Source organism: Microcoleus asticus IPMA8 (genome assembly GCF_013179805.1).
GTDB lineage: Bacteria > Cyanobacteriota > Cyanobacteriia > Cyanobacteriales > Microcoleaceae > Microcoleus > Microcoleus asticus.
The window spans coordinates 20,077-34,797 of sequence record NZ_SRRZ01000033.1; the positions used below are offsets into that span (position 1 = coordinate 20,077).

12 protein-coding genes are annotated in these 14,721 nt (G+C 45.6%); 5 read left to right on the forward strand and 7 right to left on the reverse strand.

The annotated features are described in order from the left end of the window. Window positions 1–106: 106 nt before the first annotated feature. The gene (locus E5S67_RS11210) at window positions 107–274 is read left to right on the forward strand and encodes a hypothetical protein (protein ID WP_172187129.1); all 168 of its coding nucleotides are present in this window, start codon (window positions 107–109) and stop codon (window positions 272–274) included. Here E5S67_RS11210 and E5S67_RS11215 read toward each other — a convergent pair. Next, entirely contained in the window at window positions 258–575 is a 318-nt protein-coding gene (locus tag E5S67_RS11215; protein WP_172187131.1) for an SDR family NAD(P)-dependent oxidoreductase, read from the reverse strand. The genes E5S67_RS11210 and E5S67_RS11215 overlap by 17 nt on opposite strands. 340 nt (window positions 576–915) lie before the next feature. Between E5S67_RS11215 and E5S67_RS11220 the strand changes: the two genes are divergently transcribed. Further along, window positions 916–1,110, forward strand: a complete 195-nt coding sequence (locus E5S67_RS11220; RefSeq protein WP_246276733.1) for an exonuclease/endonuclease/phosphatase family protein — start codon at window positions 916–918, stop codon at window positions 1,108–1,110. Here E5S67_RS11220 and E5S67_RS11225 read toward each other — a convergent pair. The 4 genes from E5S67_RS11225 to E5S67_RS11240 form a co-directional block, all read right to left on the reverse strand. Then, window positions 1,077–2,759, reverse strand: coding sequence for a dynamin family protein (locus tag E5S67_RS11225; RefSeq protein ID WP_172187133.1), 1,683 nt, complete (start codon window positions 2,757–2,759; stop codon window positions 1,077–1,079). The two genes, E5S67_RS11220 and E5S67_RS11225, sit on opposite strands and share 34 nt — an antisense overlap. Window positions 2,760–2,773: 14 nt before the next feature. After that, window positions 2,774–4,852: a dynamin family protein gene (locus E5S67_RS11230; protein WP_172187135.1), complete on the reverse strand. Its 2,079-nt coding sequence runs from the start codon at window positions 4,850–4,852 to the stop codon at window positions 2,774–2,776. Window positions 4,853–4,885: 33 nt separating this feature from the next. Next, window positions 4,886–5,218 (reverse strand): hypothetical protein, encoded by a 333-nt coding sequence (locus E5S67_RS11235; RefSeq protein WP_172187137.1) that lies wholly within the window; start codon window positions 5,216–5,218, stop codon window positions 4,886–4,888. A 199-nt stretch (window positions 5,219–5,417) separates the two neighbouring features. Beyond that, entirely contained in the window at window positions 5,418–5,939 is a 522-nt protein-coding gene (locus E5S67_RS11240) for a pentapeptide repeat-containing protein (RefSeq protein WP_172187138.1), read from the reverse strand. Window positions 5,940–6,162: 223 nt separating this feature from the next. Here E5S67_RS11240 and E5S67_RS11245 point away from each other — a divergent pair, with 223 nt between their 5' ends. Then, window positions 6,163–7,701, forward strand: a complete 1,539-nt coding sequence (locus E5S67_RS11245; protein ID WP_172187139.1) for a SagB/ThcOx family dehydrogenase — start codon at window positions 6,163–6,165, stop codon at window positions 7,699–7,701. 411 nt (window positions 7,702–8,112) lie between these two features. On the opposite strand, the gene mnmE is transcribed toward E5S67_RS11245, so the two are convergent. Both mnmE and E5S67_RS11255 read right to left on the reverse strand, forming a co-directional pair. Next, on the reverse strand, window positions 8,113–9,498 hold the full coding sequence (gene mnmE, locus E5S67_RS11250; protein WP_172187140.1) for a tRNA uridine-5-carboxymethylaminomethyl(34) synthesis GTPase MnmE: 1,386 nt from the start codon (window positions 9,496–9,498) through the stop codon (window positions 8,113–8,115). Between the two features lie 50 nt (window positions 9,499–9,548). After that, window positions 9,549–9,758, reverse strand: a complete 210-nt coding sequence (locus tag E5S67_RS11255) for a hypothetical protein (protein WP_172187141.1) — start codon at window positions 9,756–9,758, stop codon at window positions 9,549–9,551. Between the two features lie 372 nt (window positions 9,759–10,130). On the opposite strand from E5S67_RS11255, the gene E5S67_RS11260 reads away from it, so the two are divergent. After that, window positions 10,131–12,329, forward strand: coding sequence for a tetratricopeptide repeat protein (locus tag E5S67_RS11260; RefSeq protein WP_172187142.1), 2,199 nt, complete (start codon window positions 10,131–10,133; stop codon window positions 12,327–12,329). A 182-nt stretch (window positions 12,330–12,511) separates the two neighbouring features. Continuing rightward, window positions 12,512–14,701: a tetratricopeptide repeat protein gene (locus tag E5S67_RS11265; RefSeq protein WP_172187178.1), complete on the forward strand. Its 2,190-nt coding sequence runs from the start codon at window positions 12,512–12,514 to the stop codon at window positions 14,699–14,701. The last annotated feature ends 20 nt before the right edge of the window (window positions 14,702–14,721 follow it).

The following is a 14,721-nucleotide window of genomic DNA, read 5'->3' on the forward strand; positions in this document are numbered from 1 at the left end:
TCTTTATATCGATGCCATGAAATTTACTAAAAGGAGATCGCGGATAAAAAAGCTTTGGACACCCCGATCGTCGATCGAACCATCAGAATCTGTTACCAAAAAAATAATGATGAAATTTCTAGTTTTGAGAGCTACTAGACCCGTCAGCGAAGGCTTTCGACTCAATAGCATCGTGACTGCAAAAAAGTCTCACGTCTTTACTGCGATCGACCTCCATCATCCACTGGTAGGCGCACAGACCCTGCGTGCAGCGTCGGTTAGCGGCATTCAGTAAACTCGCCGCCGACGCCGACACCTGCATGGATCGCGATCGCATCTACGGGTCGTCCTGTCTTGTGAATGTGTTTGTAAAGCGTCTCAACCCCATCGTCAGTGGCGAGGTCAGTCTGTAATGTTTCGACTTTGGCGCCCAGTCCCTTAAAGCTTTTAGTAGCCTCATCAATACTTGAACCTGTCGATGTCACCAAAAGATCGAAGCGGTTTCGGGCAAACTGTTTGGCGAGTTCGTAGCCGATGCCGCTAGAGGCACCCGTCACGACAGCCAAAGGCCGGGTCAACGAACAGTTTCTCACCATATAAAATCCTCTGTAATTGCTCCACGCTCGTTTGTCTAGGATTGCTTCTCTCTCTACCAGACAATCTTTGTGGAGTGTGGGCTTTCAATTCTCAATCCTAGGGAGGCAACTGTGCGCTCGCATCTTTCCCAGGGCATACCACCCAAGGACATATCGGTAGTGTCTGTTTGAGGTTACTTTTCTAGAATTCCGTCTGTGCGATCGCACGGCAACTCAAGCACTGCGAAGCGTCTTCACTCACAGCCGTTCTTCCCCAGGTAGTTCTGCATACTAAATATTATTAAGGCTTTCACTGGTTGAGAATTTCAATACCACAATGTGGTCGCCATTCTACAAAAATATGGTCAAAACCGAAAATTTGCGAAATGCCCGATCGGGCTTCGGCATTTTACCGACTTGGCCGACTTTTATGCCGCTGGCTTATATTCCGATCTATCGCTTTCTAGTCAGCAAAGAAATTGATGTTTTAAAAATTAATACTGGCCGCTATGTCGGTTCGGATCATTTGCCGTTAATTACAGATTTGGTGATTTGAAGGGATGATTCGATATTTTCTAACAAATTATTGATTAACTGTATCTGGTATTCCTGAATATTTGTCTTTAGCAGCTCTTTGCTGTCTTGAAAACAGATAACTTTTCCGGCGATTTCCTTGTAGTGTTGCAGCATAGAAAAAGTATCGGTACTGAAGCGAGCGAGATAGTTTTTAGCAGCATCGCTGCAAATTTCCGTTACTTGATTTAGATAAGCTTCTGACGATTCAGGCGGCTTTTCATTCCCAGTTCTTTTATTCAAAATATAGCTAGCACCCCCGACAACGGCAGCTCCCACAGGCCCGCCCAACAGCCAACCTAAGCCGGTGGCGATCGCCACTGGAGTTACTTCGCCCTCGATCGACTTTTGAGCTGGAGGTGGAGGTGGCTCCGGTAAACTGACTTGCGGGGATGGAGGAAAGGAAATCAAAAGTGCGCTCGGCTGTTCTTTCTCAAAGAATTCGCAAGCTTTATTTACCCATTCTGCGATGGTTTGCTGCTGATGTAAGACCTCTCGCTGAAATTTTAGCTTCCACGCATCAAAACTCCCTTCCTGGAGCGACAGCGCCATTTCCGATTGATACCGCTGTAAAAGTGTGGGCTGGTAAAGCCAAATCTCGAATTCGGAAACGCTGGCGTGAAAGCCTTTTGATATCAATTTTTCGGCTTTTTGTTTAATTTCAATTCTGTGCTTGTGCTTTTGTTGAGCTGCGGCTATTTCTGCGGTGACAGTTTCAGATTTCCCTCGGAGAGATTGGCAAATTTTAGTAGCTACAGCTTCAATTCTGGGCAACTTAACTGCTAGTTGTTCTTGTTGAGCTGCCACAATACTTTGCAAAGCCGATTCAAACGTGGCAATTCCTGTAGTTTGGGCTGCCGCGACATCTCCTTTCAGCCTCGCCCTCAAAGCCGGCAAAGCATCGACGCGGTAGATATTGCTGATATTGTTCGGTAAGTTGGAGCGAAAACTTTCGGCAACAAACAACAACCGATTGTAAACTTGTTTTTGGTCGTCTGGTTCGAGTAGATTGAGAAAATTGGCAACAAAGAGGACAGTGTTGATGTTGCGATCGCTCAACCAATCTCTCAAGTTCTCTCGTTCGCCTAAAGTCATCAATTTGCGAGCATCTAAAACCTGCACAACCAAATCAGCCGTTAGCAATTTATCCCGAACCAAATTATCCTGTTCTTCCCGATCGTTGGTTCCCGGCAAATCCAGCAATTCCACACCTGTTTTCAGGAATGGATGGGGACAGTAAACATTCACGGCCGCCACATCATCCCGCATTTGTCTTGCGTCGTCAAGGATGGCGTAGCGTTTCAAAACATCAGTCCCCGGTTCGCTAATTTCCGTGCCGTCTTTCAGGGTAATTTTTGCGTGCAATTCCTCGCCGTAGTTGACATAAATGGCAGCACCTGTAGTGGGCACTAGGTCGATCGGCAAAGCACGATTTCCCAGCAAAGCATTGAGCAAAGTTGACTTGCCGTAATTAAACGGGCCAAAGACAGCGATTTGAAAAGTTGGTTTGGCGAGATAGTCGCAGATTGAGGTGGTATCTCGATAAAGTTGGGAGTTTTTATCCAGTTCGAGGATGCCGAGTGCTGATTTGAGATTGTCGGTCAGGTTTTGATAAGTTTCGGGTTGTTGCATACTGTTGTTTTATTTCATTTCGCGGAGGCTAGGAAACCTTGATATAGCGATTCTATACTCTGCGACTGGGCAGAAACATCAGCCTCCAATTTTTTCAAACGCTCAGATTCAGCCTGACAATTAATCTCGCGAGATTCCTTTTGTTGCAGCAAATTATCTAATTCTGCTTTCCGAGAATTAATATCATCATTCATGCGATCGCCCACTTCCCGGCCGTAAACATCAAAACACTCTTTCACAGCATCGTGAATCGGCTGCCACTGCTCTTGAGCCACCTGCGGCAGATATTTCACCAGCTCTTTTTTGGCCGCTTTCACCAACTGTTTGTGAGCTCCGTCTGCTTGCAAAACCCCAACACCCATCCCCAACAAAGCCAAGTACAGCGGCCCCAAAACAATCCCCGTAAAACTAGCAAAAATCGTACTGACGCTCAACACAGTAATTAAATTAAGCAAGATATTTTTCCAGTCAAAACCCGCTCCTGCCATCGCTACGCCTGCCAGGTTTCCGCTGGTTAATGAAAATAATCCCATTGCCCATTTTGCCCAAGTTGGCGAATTATCTTCCTTCGAGTTGTTGACTGCTGCCGATATTTTTTGCCCGGTCAGTTTTTCGGTGATTTTTTCAGTCACTTTCGTGTAAGATGCTCCGTAATTTGCCGCACTTTTCGATAGCTGCGAAAATGCTGAATTCATCTCTTGTTCTGCCGTGAGAGTCCAAGCTGCTAGTTTGTCGTTGATGTACTGCTCGAATGCTCGTCTGAGCGATGCTTCAAAAGCTTCTCGCTTGTCTTGGCTGAAGAAATCCAGAAATCTCAGCTCCGGTTGATACCGCAAGAAATCTGTTTCAAAGGTATTTTCTAAGTTGAGAACGTAGGCGCGGAAAGAATCTGCGATCGCCCGCGATTTACTATCTCTAACGCCGATAATCTCTTGTTGAAATTCATCGCGAATTTGAGTCAGCTTTTTAAACTCCGGCTCAACTGAATTAATCTTTTCCTTCAACTCATTGACATCGCGATCGAGTAATGGTAAACGGCGTCCAACAGCTTCGCGGACGCGAGCAGAAATTTGACGCGCCAAAGTCCTCGCCGGACGCAATTCCGAAATCGCCCTTTCCTGGGTCAAAAACGTATTCAGTGCCGCCATGAACTCGGGAAAACCAGTTCCTGCCAAATCCGCATCCGGGTTTTTGATCCGCAACCTCAATGCCTTAATTGAAGTAATCGCAAACACTCGCTCGTCGTAAATATCGTGTCCTTCTGTCAAACAATATTCAGCCAAATTAGCTTGAAAAACCCGCCGAAGTTTCCCTTCTGCTTCTGCTAATTCTTCATAATCATCCGGGTCAATCAAACTTTCGCGCACCTGATCCCAAGCATTGATCAGAAAGAAAATGCTCAATCCGCGATTTTTGATGTAATTTTCTAGATAGCGTCTTTCACCCATCGTGCAAGGCTGAGTTGCCCTGAGTACGAACAAAATAGCGTGGCAGTTGTTGATGTAACCGAGAGATAATTCGTTGCGCGCTTCTGTATCGTTCAGTCCGGGACTGTCTACTATTTCTATGCCTTTTTCTAACAAAGGTAAGGGATATTCTACTACGGCGCAGTCGATATCGGGAAATGCTGGTTTCTTTTCTTCTTCTAAGCGTTTTGCCTCAGCGGGGTCAATTGTATAGTTCTGTTTAAAACTTTTAAAATCTAGCTCTTTTGGGTTTTTGCCGTCATTGAAATAAACGGTAACTTTTTTTTCTGAACCGTAGCGCAAAATCGTCAGCAAAGCTGTACAGGGATTTACATCGCTGGGCAGTAAGTTTTCGCCGATTAAGGCATTGAGAAAAGTGCTTTTGCCGCGTTTCATGTCGCCTAAAACTAGCAGCCGAAAGACTCCTTGGCGCAAGTTTTTACTGGCGAGATTGATGTCGGCGCTGTCGGTTTCTAAACCGAGTTTTCCCGATGCTTCAGCTCCGGCTAATTCTGATTGGTTGATGGCTGTGGCGATGTTGCTGAGGCGATCGGCAATTTCTCGGCGGACTGCGGCTACTCGCTCTAAATCGTTGAGAAAGTTGCTAGTTTCTACTTTAAGGTTCATGGGTATTTCCTGAGAATTTCCGGCTTGGGCTTTTCAACTTCTATCTTCTTCAATAAACATTTTGTAAGCGATCAAAGCAATGCCTCCAACTATCAGCGCGGCTGCCAGCCAAGATGCTATGCGAACTGCAACGATAACAGCAATAACAATGCCTGTAAATTGAGCTGCTGCTATAATTTTTCGGCGCCACTGTTTGAGTTTCCCGTTAACTTGGCTGTCTGGTTCTTCGTACTTGCTCGTTAGATGTTCTGGCACTGAGCGGTCGATTTCGGCTTCTAGCTCGCGCAGTCGAATTGCTTGTTCGCGCTTCCGCAGTTCTTGTTCTTTGTGCCGGAGTTCTCTGGCTTTTTTGTCGGGATAGTTCATAAAATTTACCCTATTTCCCACGGAAAAAATGTGTTATTGATTGTCAATGTTGGGGAGTGATAAGTTTTTTACAACTGTAACTCACATTTTCCTCGCTGTCGAGAAATGTTAAGAAATTTTAAAAAGGGCGATTCCCTACGGGATAGCTACGCTTCACGACTAATTAAGCCGATCGCCCTAGACTAGGCGCTGCACATCATCAATATCCTTCGGGGCCGATAGTAGTGCGATCGCACTCAGCTTCCGACAGATCGACCAAGCGCGATCGAAATAAGTTGCAACCCGCTAATTGAGCTTTGGTTAACTTTGCTTTATCCAAATTAGCTCGGCTCAAATCTGCATATCTCAAATCGGCATTCGTCAAATCTGCATTGTACAAATCCGCACCTTGCAAATTGGCTTTCTGCAAATTTGCACCTTGTAAATTGGCGTGGCGCAAATTTGCTCTGCATAAATTTGATCTTGATAAATTTGCTTCCGACAAGTTGGCTTGATAAAGTTGAATGTCGCCCAATTCAGCATCTTGTAAATCTGTTTTATAAAGATTGGCTTCAGTCAAATTTCCGTAGGGCAAATAAGCTCGCCTCAAAACGCTACCAGAAAGATTTATTTCTGCTAAGTCTGCTTGAAACAAGTTATCTCCACTTAAGTCAACTGCGTTAAAGTTTCGCTTGCCCTCAGCATACTGAGCGAGCAATTCCTCAGCGCTTAGCTTTTGCATTTTCACCCCTCATGACGACAGCTAATGCAGTCAATTTATAACGATAATTAATGGTTATTTTACTGCGTATTTATACTTAGGCATATTCTTATGTTAAGCTTATGTAACAACGCTCGCATTTTTTCTAATATTTTTTTTATATTTGTCAATTTCTGCCTTGCTCGACCAGTAAGCGGTTAGTAATGTCAAGATCGAGAAACCAAAGTCAATCCTCTACTGAAATATGCCAGAACTTCCTCCCTCCATTGCTCAGCACTACCACGAACGGACGAAATACGATCCTGAAACCCTTGCTGCCAAAAGCAAACAGCTAGATTGGACAGAGCAACCCGTGCCGTTCAAAGAATATAAAATAGGAGCGTATTTTGACCTCAAGCCTTATCTAAAAGACCCCTCGGATGATTCCGATGCCGATCCCGATGCGGTTTGGTGGCATCGGTTATCCAGCTTGTTGCTGTGCAGCTACGGGTTGACGGCGAAAGTGCAAACGGTAGACGACAGCTACCTGTATTTGCGATCCGCACCGTCGGCGGGCGGGCTCTACCCAGCAGAGGTTTATTTAATATCCCGCGGCACTGCGCAGTTGCCGGCCGGACTTTACAACTATCAGTGCAGAACTCATTCACTTGTTCATTTTTGGGACAGTCAAGTTTGGCCGACTTTGCAAGCAGCTTGTTTCCAGTCGCCCGCGCTAGAAAATACGCAATTGGCGATCGCCATTACCACTGTTTTTTTTCGTTCTTCTTGGCGTTACGAAGACCGAGCTTATCGGCGAATTTTCCTAGACACCGGTCATTTACTGAGCAATATTGAATTAGCTTGCGCCGTCAACGATTACCGACCTCACCTGATTGGAGGATTCGCTGACGAAGCTATCAATGAATTACTGTACATCGACTCGGAGCAAGAAGGAGCGATTTGTGTAGTTGCTTTAGCCGACTTGCTAGATATTGACCAAAACTTGCCTAAATTTAAAACAGCTTTGCCCGGAAACACCACGACAGATTACCCGCAAATTTCCGAAGGTAAACTGTTAAAATACCTTCACAAAGCGACGCATTTAGAATCCGATCCTACCGGAGCGGACGGCTGGAAACTTGATGAAAGTGAAGGGGAATTAGAGGATAAATACAACTTTCCCTTTTGTACTAAAGTTGCGACGGTCACTCCTTCAATTCCTTGGGGAGTGAACCTGGAAACTTTAGAAAACACTATGCTTAAAAGGCGTTCTACCCGTGCTTATACAGGTGCTTCTTTGAGCTTGGGCGAACTGCTAGCTATGCTCGATTTTACTTACCAGCCGCAGCACTATATCGACCAAGGATTAGACGGTTCTCCCGACTATTTCGATCTAAGTTTGATCGAGACATTTATTGCTGTTTCGGGAGTGAATGGGTTAGAAGAAGGCTGTTACTATTACGCTCCGAAAGCTCAAGAATTGCGGCAAATTCGGTTTAAAAATTTCCGCAGGGAATTGCATTTTTTGTGTTTGGGGCAAGATTTAGGCAGAGATGCGGGGGCGCTGTTGTTTCACACGGCGGATTTGAACAGGGCTGTAGCAAAATATGGCGATCGAGTTTACCGCTATTTGCACATGGACGCGGGTCATTTAGGCCAGCGGTTGAATTTAGCAGCTATTCAACTGCGTTTGGGTGTCAGCGGTATCGCGGGCTTTTTTGACGATCGCGTCAATGACGTTCTGGGTATTCCTGCGGGTGAGGCTGTGCTTTATATTACAAGTCTGGGAAGACCTCGATCGTGAGAATGAGTCAATCGATTTTAGATTTTAGATTTTAGATTTTAGATTGAAGAATTGGCGTTGCTGATTTACGGTCTGAACGACTCAATCTGCCAAACATCAAACAAGCGAGTCAGTCAATCTATCGATTTTAGATTTTAGATTTTAGATTGAAGGATTGGCGTTGCTGATTTACGGTAGGAACCACTCAATCTGCAAAAAATCAAACAAGCGAGTCAGTCAATCTATCGATTTTAGATTTTAGATTTTAGATTTTAGATTGAAGGATTGGCGTTGCTGATTTACGGTAGGAACCACTCAATTTGCAAAAAATCAAACAAGCGAGTCAGTCAATTTTCTGAAGTTTAAAGTGATAGTGGTAAAGTGAGGATTGCAAACCTGTACTATACAGGTTTTACGTAAGTCCTGCAATTGCTATTTGCCAATGCAAAACCTGCTAAATATTCTGTCTAGCACTGATTCAGTCACTTCTTCCCCCGTAACTTCCCCCAATGCTTGAATTGCACCGCGCAAATCTATTGTCCAAAAATCTAAAGGCAATTTATTGCTCATAGTATCCGTGCATTGTTCCAGAGAAATTTTAGCTTTAGTTAACGCCGCTGCTTGCCGCTGGTTGATTGCTAAGTCTGAGTTTGCTGCTTGCAAATTTTCCCCGCTAACGGCATCTAAGATTGCTGTTTCTAAGTCTTCTATGCCTCGATCGAAGGCGGCGGCTGCGGCAACTATTGGATGAACTTCAGAGGAAAAAGGTAGTTCGGGGATTGTTTTTACTAAGTCGATTTTGTTGATAATTATAATTAGCTGGCGGTGCTTTACTTGTTCGTAAATTTCCGAATCTTCCTCTGTCCAACCCGATTCCGCGTCAATTGTCAACAACACTAAATCGGCTTGTTTTGCTGCGGCGCGCGATCGCTCAACGCCAATTTTTTCTACCTTGTCTTCGGTTTCCCGAATGCCCGCAGTATCGAGCACCTGCACCGGAATTCCGCCCACAACTAGCTGCGATTCTACCACATCCCGCGTCGTACCGGGCAAATCCGTGACGATCGCCCGATCGCTCCGGCTCCACGCATTCAACAAACTCGATTTTCCCACATTCGGCCGCCCGACAATCGCTACTTTCAAACCGGTTCTCAACAATTCTCCGCGATCTGCCGTCGCCAAAATTGTTGACAATTCCGCCAAAATATGATTTATTTCCCAAGAAGTTTTAGCTTCATCTAAAGGCGGTAAATCTTCCTCAAAATCAATTCTCGCCTCAATTTCTGCCAGCACGTCCAAACAAGTTGTTCTCAATTTGCGGATCGGTGCGGCTAATTTTCCCTGCAAACCAGCCAAAGCACTTTGTGCAGCAGCAGCCGATTTTGCTCCCACCAAATCTGCAATACTTTCAGCTTGAGTTAAATCGAGCCTGCCGTTCAAAAAAGCCCGCAGCGAAAACTCTCCCGGTTGCGCTAATCTCGCCCCATGTTCCAAACACAACTGCAAGACTTGCTGCACCGCCATAATGCCGCCGTGACAGTGAAATTCCACCACATCTTCGCGAGTAAAAGAACGCGGCGCTTTCATGATTAGCAGCAAAGCTTCATCGACTAATTCTTGAGTTTTGGGGCAACGGATGTGACCGTAAAGAATGCGGTGAGACTCCCAGATTTGCCGTCCTGGGGCGCGAAACAGAGTTTCGGCAATTTTTAAGGCTGCGGAACCGGAAACTCGCACAATGCCGACGCTGCCTTGTTGGGGAACTATGGCAGTGGCGATCGCTGCGATCGTCCCTCCTTTTGTTAGTGATTCAGACATTTTTATTATTCACACATTTAAAAGTTATCTCAATCTCCTGTTTTTGAGTATCAGGCAATTGCTTCTTGGTCTTTGAGAGTATAAATCTCTAGTTCGTCATTCAAAAAATTACAATAGCCGCCCTTTTGGGCAAGCTGCACGAGTTCCTGAGTCGAAGGGTAGGGGATATTTTTTAATATCTTGCCTGCGAGCGCTAATTGCTCGTCGGCTGCGAGAGACAAGATAACTTGAATTAGGGATTCAACCAGTTGTACGTTCATTTGACTGACCTCCGGCTTGGTTGTTAAATTATACCTATCTCATTGGCAGGATAAACAATTTTAGCGATTTTTTTCTAAGATATTAGAATAGGGCTACCGCCGCGCTTGAGTTGGATCGTCAATCCGATCGCCCGTTTGCTCAGTCGGTCGATTTTAAATTTTAGATTTTAGATTTTAGATTTACTCCACAGATGAATCGGGGAGGTTGAACAAAAGTCTAAAATTTTGGGCGGCTCACGACTCCTGTCGGAAAGCAAGTATCCGTTTTTGGGCGGGAGTCACGGCCCGATCTAACTTAAATTACGCAGCCAAATGTTGGGCCTATCGTGATTTCGTGCGATAATGGAACATTAACAGGGTAGAGGGCAAAGCATGATTGGTCAACTTCTCGACAGACGTTACCGCATCATTAAAGTCACAGACTCAAGTGAGGTGGGAAAAACTTATCTAGCAGCAGATACTCACCGTCCCGGGTATCCGCAATGCACTGTTAGAGAAATGCTGCTCCCCGGCACAAGTTCGCAAACTCCAGAATTAGTCAAAGTTATATTTCAAAGAAACGCAGAAATAATTGAAAAATTGGGAAAACACGACAAAATCCCCGAATTATTGGCGTATTTTGAGGAAAATCAAAGTTTATACTTAATAGAAGAATTTATTGCCGGCTCGCCTTTAAGTCAAGAACTAATACCCGGTGAACCTTGGTCTGAAGACAAAGTAATTGGTCTGCTATCAGAAATATTAGAAATTTTGGTGTTCATACACGAGAAGGGTTTCATTCACCGCAGAATTCAGCCAGACAGAGCTATCCGGCGCGAGTCAGACGGCAAATTTGTGCTGATTGACTTTAGCTTAGACAAAGAAATTAACCCGGAACTCGCTAATTGTCATTTGTTGGCGCAAACCTCCCCCAACTCTGTTAAAGGGCCTTTAGCAAAAAAACACGAGTTGGCGGGCCAGGAGTTATACGTGCCGATCGAGCAATCGATCGGCAACCCCCGCTACAATAGCGACATCTACGCTCTAGGTACGATCGCCCAGCTTGCTGTGACGGGACTCTCACCCAACGAACTGAGTGCCTTAAAAAACAACAAAAGCGAAATTCCGTGGCGAAATCGGGCAACTTGTTCGTTTGCCCTAGCAGATATTATCGATCTAATGGTGCGCTCCGACTGCGAGGAACGCTATCAGGAGGCCGCCGAAGTTTTGGCAGACCTCAAACAAATCGCCGTAAAATGGGATGTTGAGCCGCCGCCAGCCACAATCATCACGGACGCTATGAGTAAACCGCGGAGACAGCGCCAAATCAGACTGCTGCTGCTGGCTGCAACAGCCGGAGCTTTAATGTTGACAGCAATCATGCTTTACTTTTGGCAGAGTAAAAGTCCGGCGAGGGCACAAGAATTGTTCGCTCGCGGCGTGGCCAAAGCGCAGCAAGGCGACAAAACAGGTGCGATCGCCGATTATACCCAAGCGATCGCCATGAATGCCAGCGATGCGGAAACTTACTACAAGCGGGCCAACGCTCGCTATGACACGGGCGCGACCGATCTAGCAATACAGGATTACACGCAAGCAATTAAAGTCAATCCCAGCCACACCAAAGCCATCTACAATCGAGGTCTGGCCCGCCGCGACACCGGCGACAAGCGGGGAGCTGTGGAAGATTTCACCCAAGTAGTGCGGCTCAATCCCAGCGACGGTGAGGCATACTCTCAGCGGGGTTTAGCTTACTACGATTTGGGCGACTACCGCACGGCAATTGAAGACTACACTCAAGCAATTCGGCTCACTCCCAACGATGCTACAGCTTACAGCAATCGGGGTTTAGCTCGATCGGCCGCGGGCGACAAAACAGGAGCAATGGCAGATTTTACCCAAGCGATTCAAATTAGCCCCAAACAAGCTGGCGTTTACTACAGTCGGGGTCGATCGCGGTTTAATCTGGCAGATTATCAAGGAGCGATGGAAGATTATAGTAAGGCGATCGAATTGGAACCAGAGCTAGCTGATGCTTATACCAATCGGTGCAGCGCTTACTTAAATTTGGCAATCTACGACAAAGCGATTGCAGATTGCACCCAAGGAATTCGCCTCGCTCCTAAAGATGAAGCAGCTTACAACAACCGCTGCATTGCTTATTTGAATTTAAAACAATTTCAAAAGGCCAGCGAAGATTGCAGTTTGACGATCGGACTCAACGGCAACAATCCCAAAGCATACAGCAATCGAGGATTAGCTCGATCGGCTTCGGGAGACAAGCAGGGGGCTGTGGAAGATTTTACTCAAGCCATTCGGCTCAATCCCAGCGATGCAGTAGCTTACAGCAATCGCGGTACTATTTACTCAGAACTAAAAAATTACCCTTTGGCGGTTGAGGATTTCGCTCACTCGCTGCGGCTCAACCCCAACAATGCTAGCGCTTTTTACAGCCGAGGCCTCGTCCGCCGCCAACTCAAAGACCGTGCTGGGGCGATCGAGGATTTTCAGAAAGCTGCAACGCTTTTTCTAGAACAAGGAAGAGCTGATGGTTTCCAAAATGCACAAGCACAAATCAACGATCCTAAATAAGCTATTAGTCATCAGTTATTAGTGCTCAGTCATCAGTCATCAGTCATGAGGAAAAATGAAGAATGCAAAATGAAGAAGGAAGAAGGAAGAAGGCTAAACAACCAATCACCAATTCTCAATTTCCAATTTCCAATTTCCCATCCCCAATCACTAATTCCCAATTCTCAATTCCTGATATGAACATGGTTGGTCAACTTTTAGACAGGCGTTATCGCGTAGTACAAATTCTCAGTTCAGGAGCTTTCGGACAAACTTATTTGGCTGTCGATACTCGCCGCCCTGGCCACCCTCAATGTGTAGTGAAACAACTGCGCCCTCCCAGCAACACTTCCACAGTTCTCAAAACAGCTTACCGCTTATTTAAACAAGAAGCAGAAATATTAGAAAAGCTGGGTAAACACGATCAAATTCCATTTTTACTAGCTTATTTTGAAGAAGGAAATCAATTCTACCTCGTCGAAGAGTTTGTGCCCGGACACGCCCTAAATAGGGAAATTGTGGCCGGTCAACCTTGGCGGGAAGAACGAGTGCTGGATCTGTTGGAAGAAGTCTTACAACTTCTCGCTTTCGTACACTCTCAGGGAGTGATTCACCGCGATGTTAATCCCTCCAACTTAATCCGCCGCAAACCAGACGGCAAATTAGTTTTAATTGACTTCGGCTCGGTTAAAGAAGTTGCCAGCCACGTCAGTGACTACGATACAGAATTTCCGCGCACCATTGCTACTGGAACTCCGGCTTATATGCCGATCGAACAATTTCAAGGCAACCCGCAATTTAGCAGCGACCTCTATGCAGTCGGGATGATGGCAGTCCAAGCTATCACGGGTTTGCCCGGTACGGATTTGCCAAAATTGCAAGATCCGAGTCCTTCTCACACGGGGGAAATTGTTTGGCGGAACCGATCGCAATGTTCTGCGGGACTAGCCAATATAATTGACAAAATGGTCTGTCACCAATTTGGCAAGCGCTATCAATCTGCGGAGGAAGTTTTGGTAGATCTCAGCAAGTTGAGACACCGCCTAGAGCCGGTGAATAAGGCTCCAAAGAAAAGTATTTCTCCGAGCTTACTGTCTTCTGAGAGTTTTTCGTCACGTTTTAAAACTCGGTTTTGGTGGCTGATTTTGGCTGTTTTTGGGGCAGCAATAATTCTGGTATTTCTGTTTAGTTATTTGAGCCGACCGAATCCGATTAAAGCTAAGGAATATCACGAACAGGGAGTGGAAAAGTCTCGCAATCAAGATGCCGCGGGAGCTTTGCAAGCTTTTAATAAGTCAATTCAATTAAATCCTAACAATCCTGAGAGTTTTTATCGCCGGGGTAATGCTAATTATGATTTACAAAAATATCAAGAAGCAATTGCGGATTATTCTCAGGCGATCGCTCTCAATCCTAAATATGTTCAGGCTTATTTTAACCGCGGGCTAACCCGTCACGATTTTAACGACAAGCGCGGGGCGATTGAGGACTACACTCAAGCTTTGAATCTCCAGCCCGACGATTTTGATACCTATTATGAAAGAGGAGTTGCTTATTTAGAGCTGCAAGATTACAAGGCGGCTATTCAAGATTTTACCGAAGTAATTCGGTTGCAGCCAAACCTGGCTAAAGGTTATCATTCGCGGGGGTTGGCTCGCGCTGCGAGTGCAGATTTGCAGGGGGCGATTGGAGATTATACTGAGGCAATTAAACTTGATGCTAAGAATGTTGATGCTTTCTACAGTCGGGGGAGAGCTCGCTTTCACTTAGGAGATTATCAGGGAGCTTTGGCGGATTATTCTCAGGTAATTGCGATCGATCCCAAGAGTGGAGATGCTTACGCTAATCGTTGCAGCACGCAGTTGAATTTGGGAGCTCATCAAGCCGCAATTGACGATTGCACTCAGGCAATTTCGCTGAGCGATCGGGATGGGGTTCCTTACAACAATCGCTGTATTGCTTATTTAAATTTGAAGGATTATCCGAAAGCAATTGCCGATTGCACTCAAGCGCTGAAAGTTAATCCGAATGATTATAATGCTTTTAACAATCGTGCTTTAGCTCGCAGTGCTGGGGGTGACGCGCAGGGGGCGATCGCAGATTTTACAGCAGCAATCGGGTTCAATCCCAACAATGCTGAAGCTTACGCCAATCGGGCTAAGATTTACCAGCAGTTAAATAATTACAACAGTGCGATCGCCGATTACGTGCAAGCTATTCGGATCAATCCGAATTATGCTGCTGCTTACTACGGTAGAGGCATCGTTCGCCGCTCATTGGGAGACAAAGCAGGAGCGATTAGCGATTTAGAAAAAGCTGGTAAAATGTTTCTCGATCAAGGACTAACTGGCGGTTACAAAGATGCACAATTTGAGATTGAAAAGCTCAAGTAGTTATTAGTCAGTTGTCATTA

Bases quoted from the DNA above. Each gene is read 5' to 3' on its own strand.
- E5S67_RS11235 (WP_172187137.1), bottom strand. From the start codon at position 5,218: ATGAACTATCCCGACAAAAAAGCCAGAGAACTCCGGCACAAAGAACAA.
- E5S67_RS11220 (WP_246276733.1), top strand. From the start codon at position 916: ATGGTCAAAACCGAAAATTTGCGAAATGCCCGATCGGGCTTCGGCATT.
- E5S67_RS11245 (WP_172187139.1), top strand. From the start codon at position 6,163: ATGCCAGAACTTCCTCCCTCCATTGCTCAGCACTACCACGAACGGACG.
- E5S67_RS11225 (WP_172187133.1), bottom strand. From the start codon at position 2,759: ATGCAACAACCCGAAACTTATCAAAACCTGACCGACAATCTCAAATCA.
- E5S67_RS11260 (WP_172187142.1), top strand. From the start codon at position 10,131: ATGATTGGTCAACTTCTCGACAGACGTTACCGCATCATTAAAGTCACA.
- E5S67_RS11240 (WP_172187138.1), bottom strand. From the start codon at position 5,939: ATGCAAAAGCTAAGCGCTGAGGAATTGCTCGCTCAGTATGCTGAGGGC.
- E5S67_RS11230 (WP_172187135.1), bottom strand. From the start codon at position 4,852: ATGAACCTTAAAGTAGAAACTAGCAACTTTCTCAACGATTTAGAGCGA.
- E5S67_RS11265 (WP_172187178.1), top strand. From the start codon at position 12,512: ATGGTTGGTCAACTTTTAGACAGGCGTTATCGCGTAGTACAAATTCTC.
- E5S67_RS11255 (WP_172187141.1), bottom strand. From the start codon at position 9,758: ATGAACGTACAACTGGTTGAATCCCTAATTCAAGTTATCTTGTCTCTC.
- E5S67_RS11210 (WP_172187129.1), top strand. From the start codon at position 107: ATGATGAAATTTCTAGTTTTGAGAGCTACTAGACCCGTCAGCGAAGGC.
- E5S67_RS11215 (WP_172187131.1), bottom strand. From the start codon at position 575: ATGGTGAGAAACTGTTCGTTGACCCGGCCTTTGGCTGTCGTGACGGGT.
- mnmE (WP_172187140.1), bottom strand. From the start codon at position 9,498: ATGTCTGAATCACTAACAAAAGGAGGGACGATCGCAGCGATCGCCACT.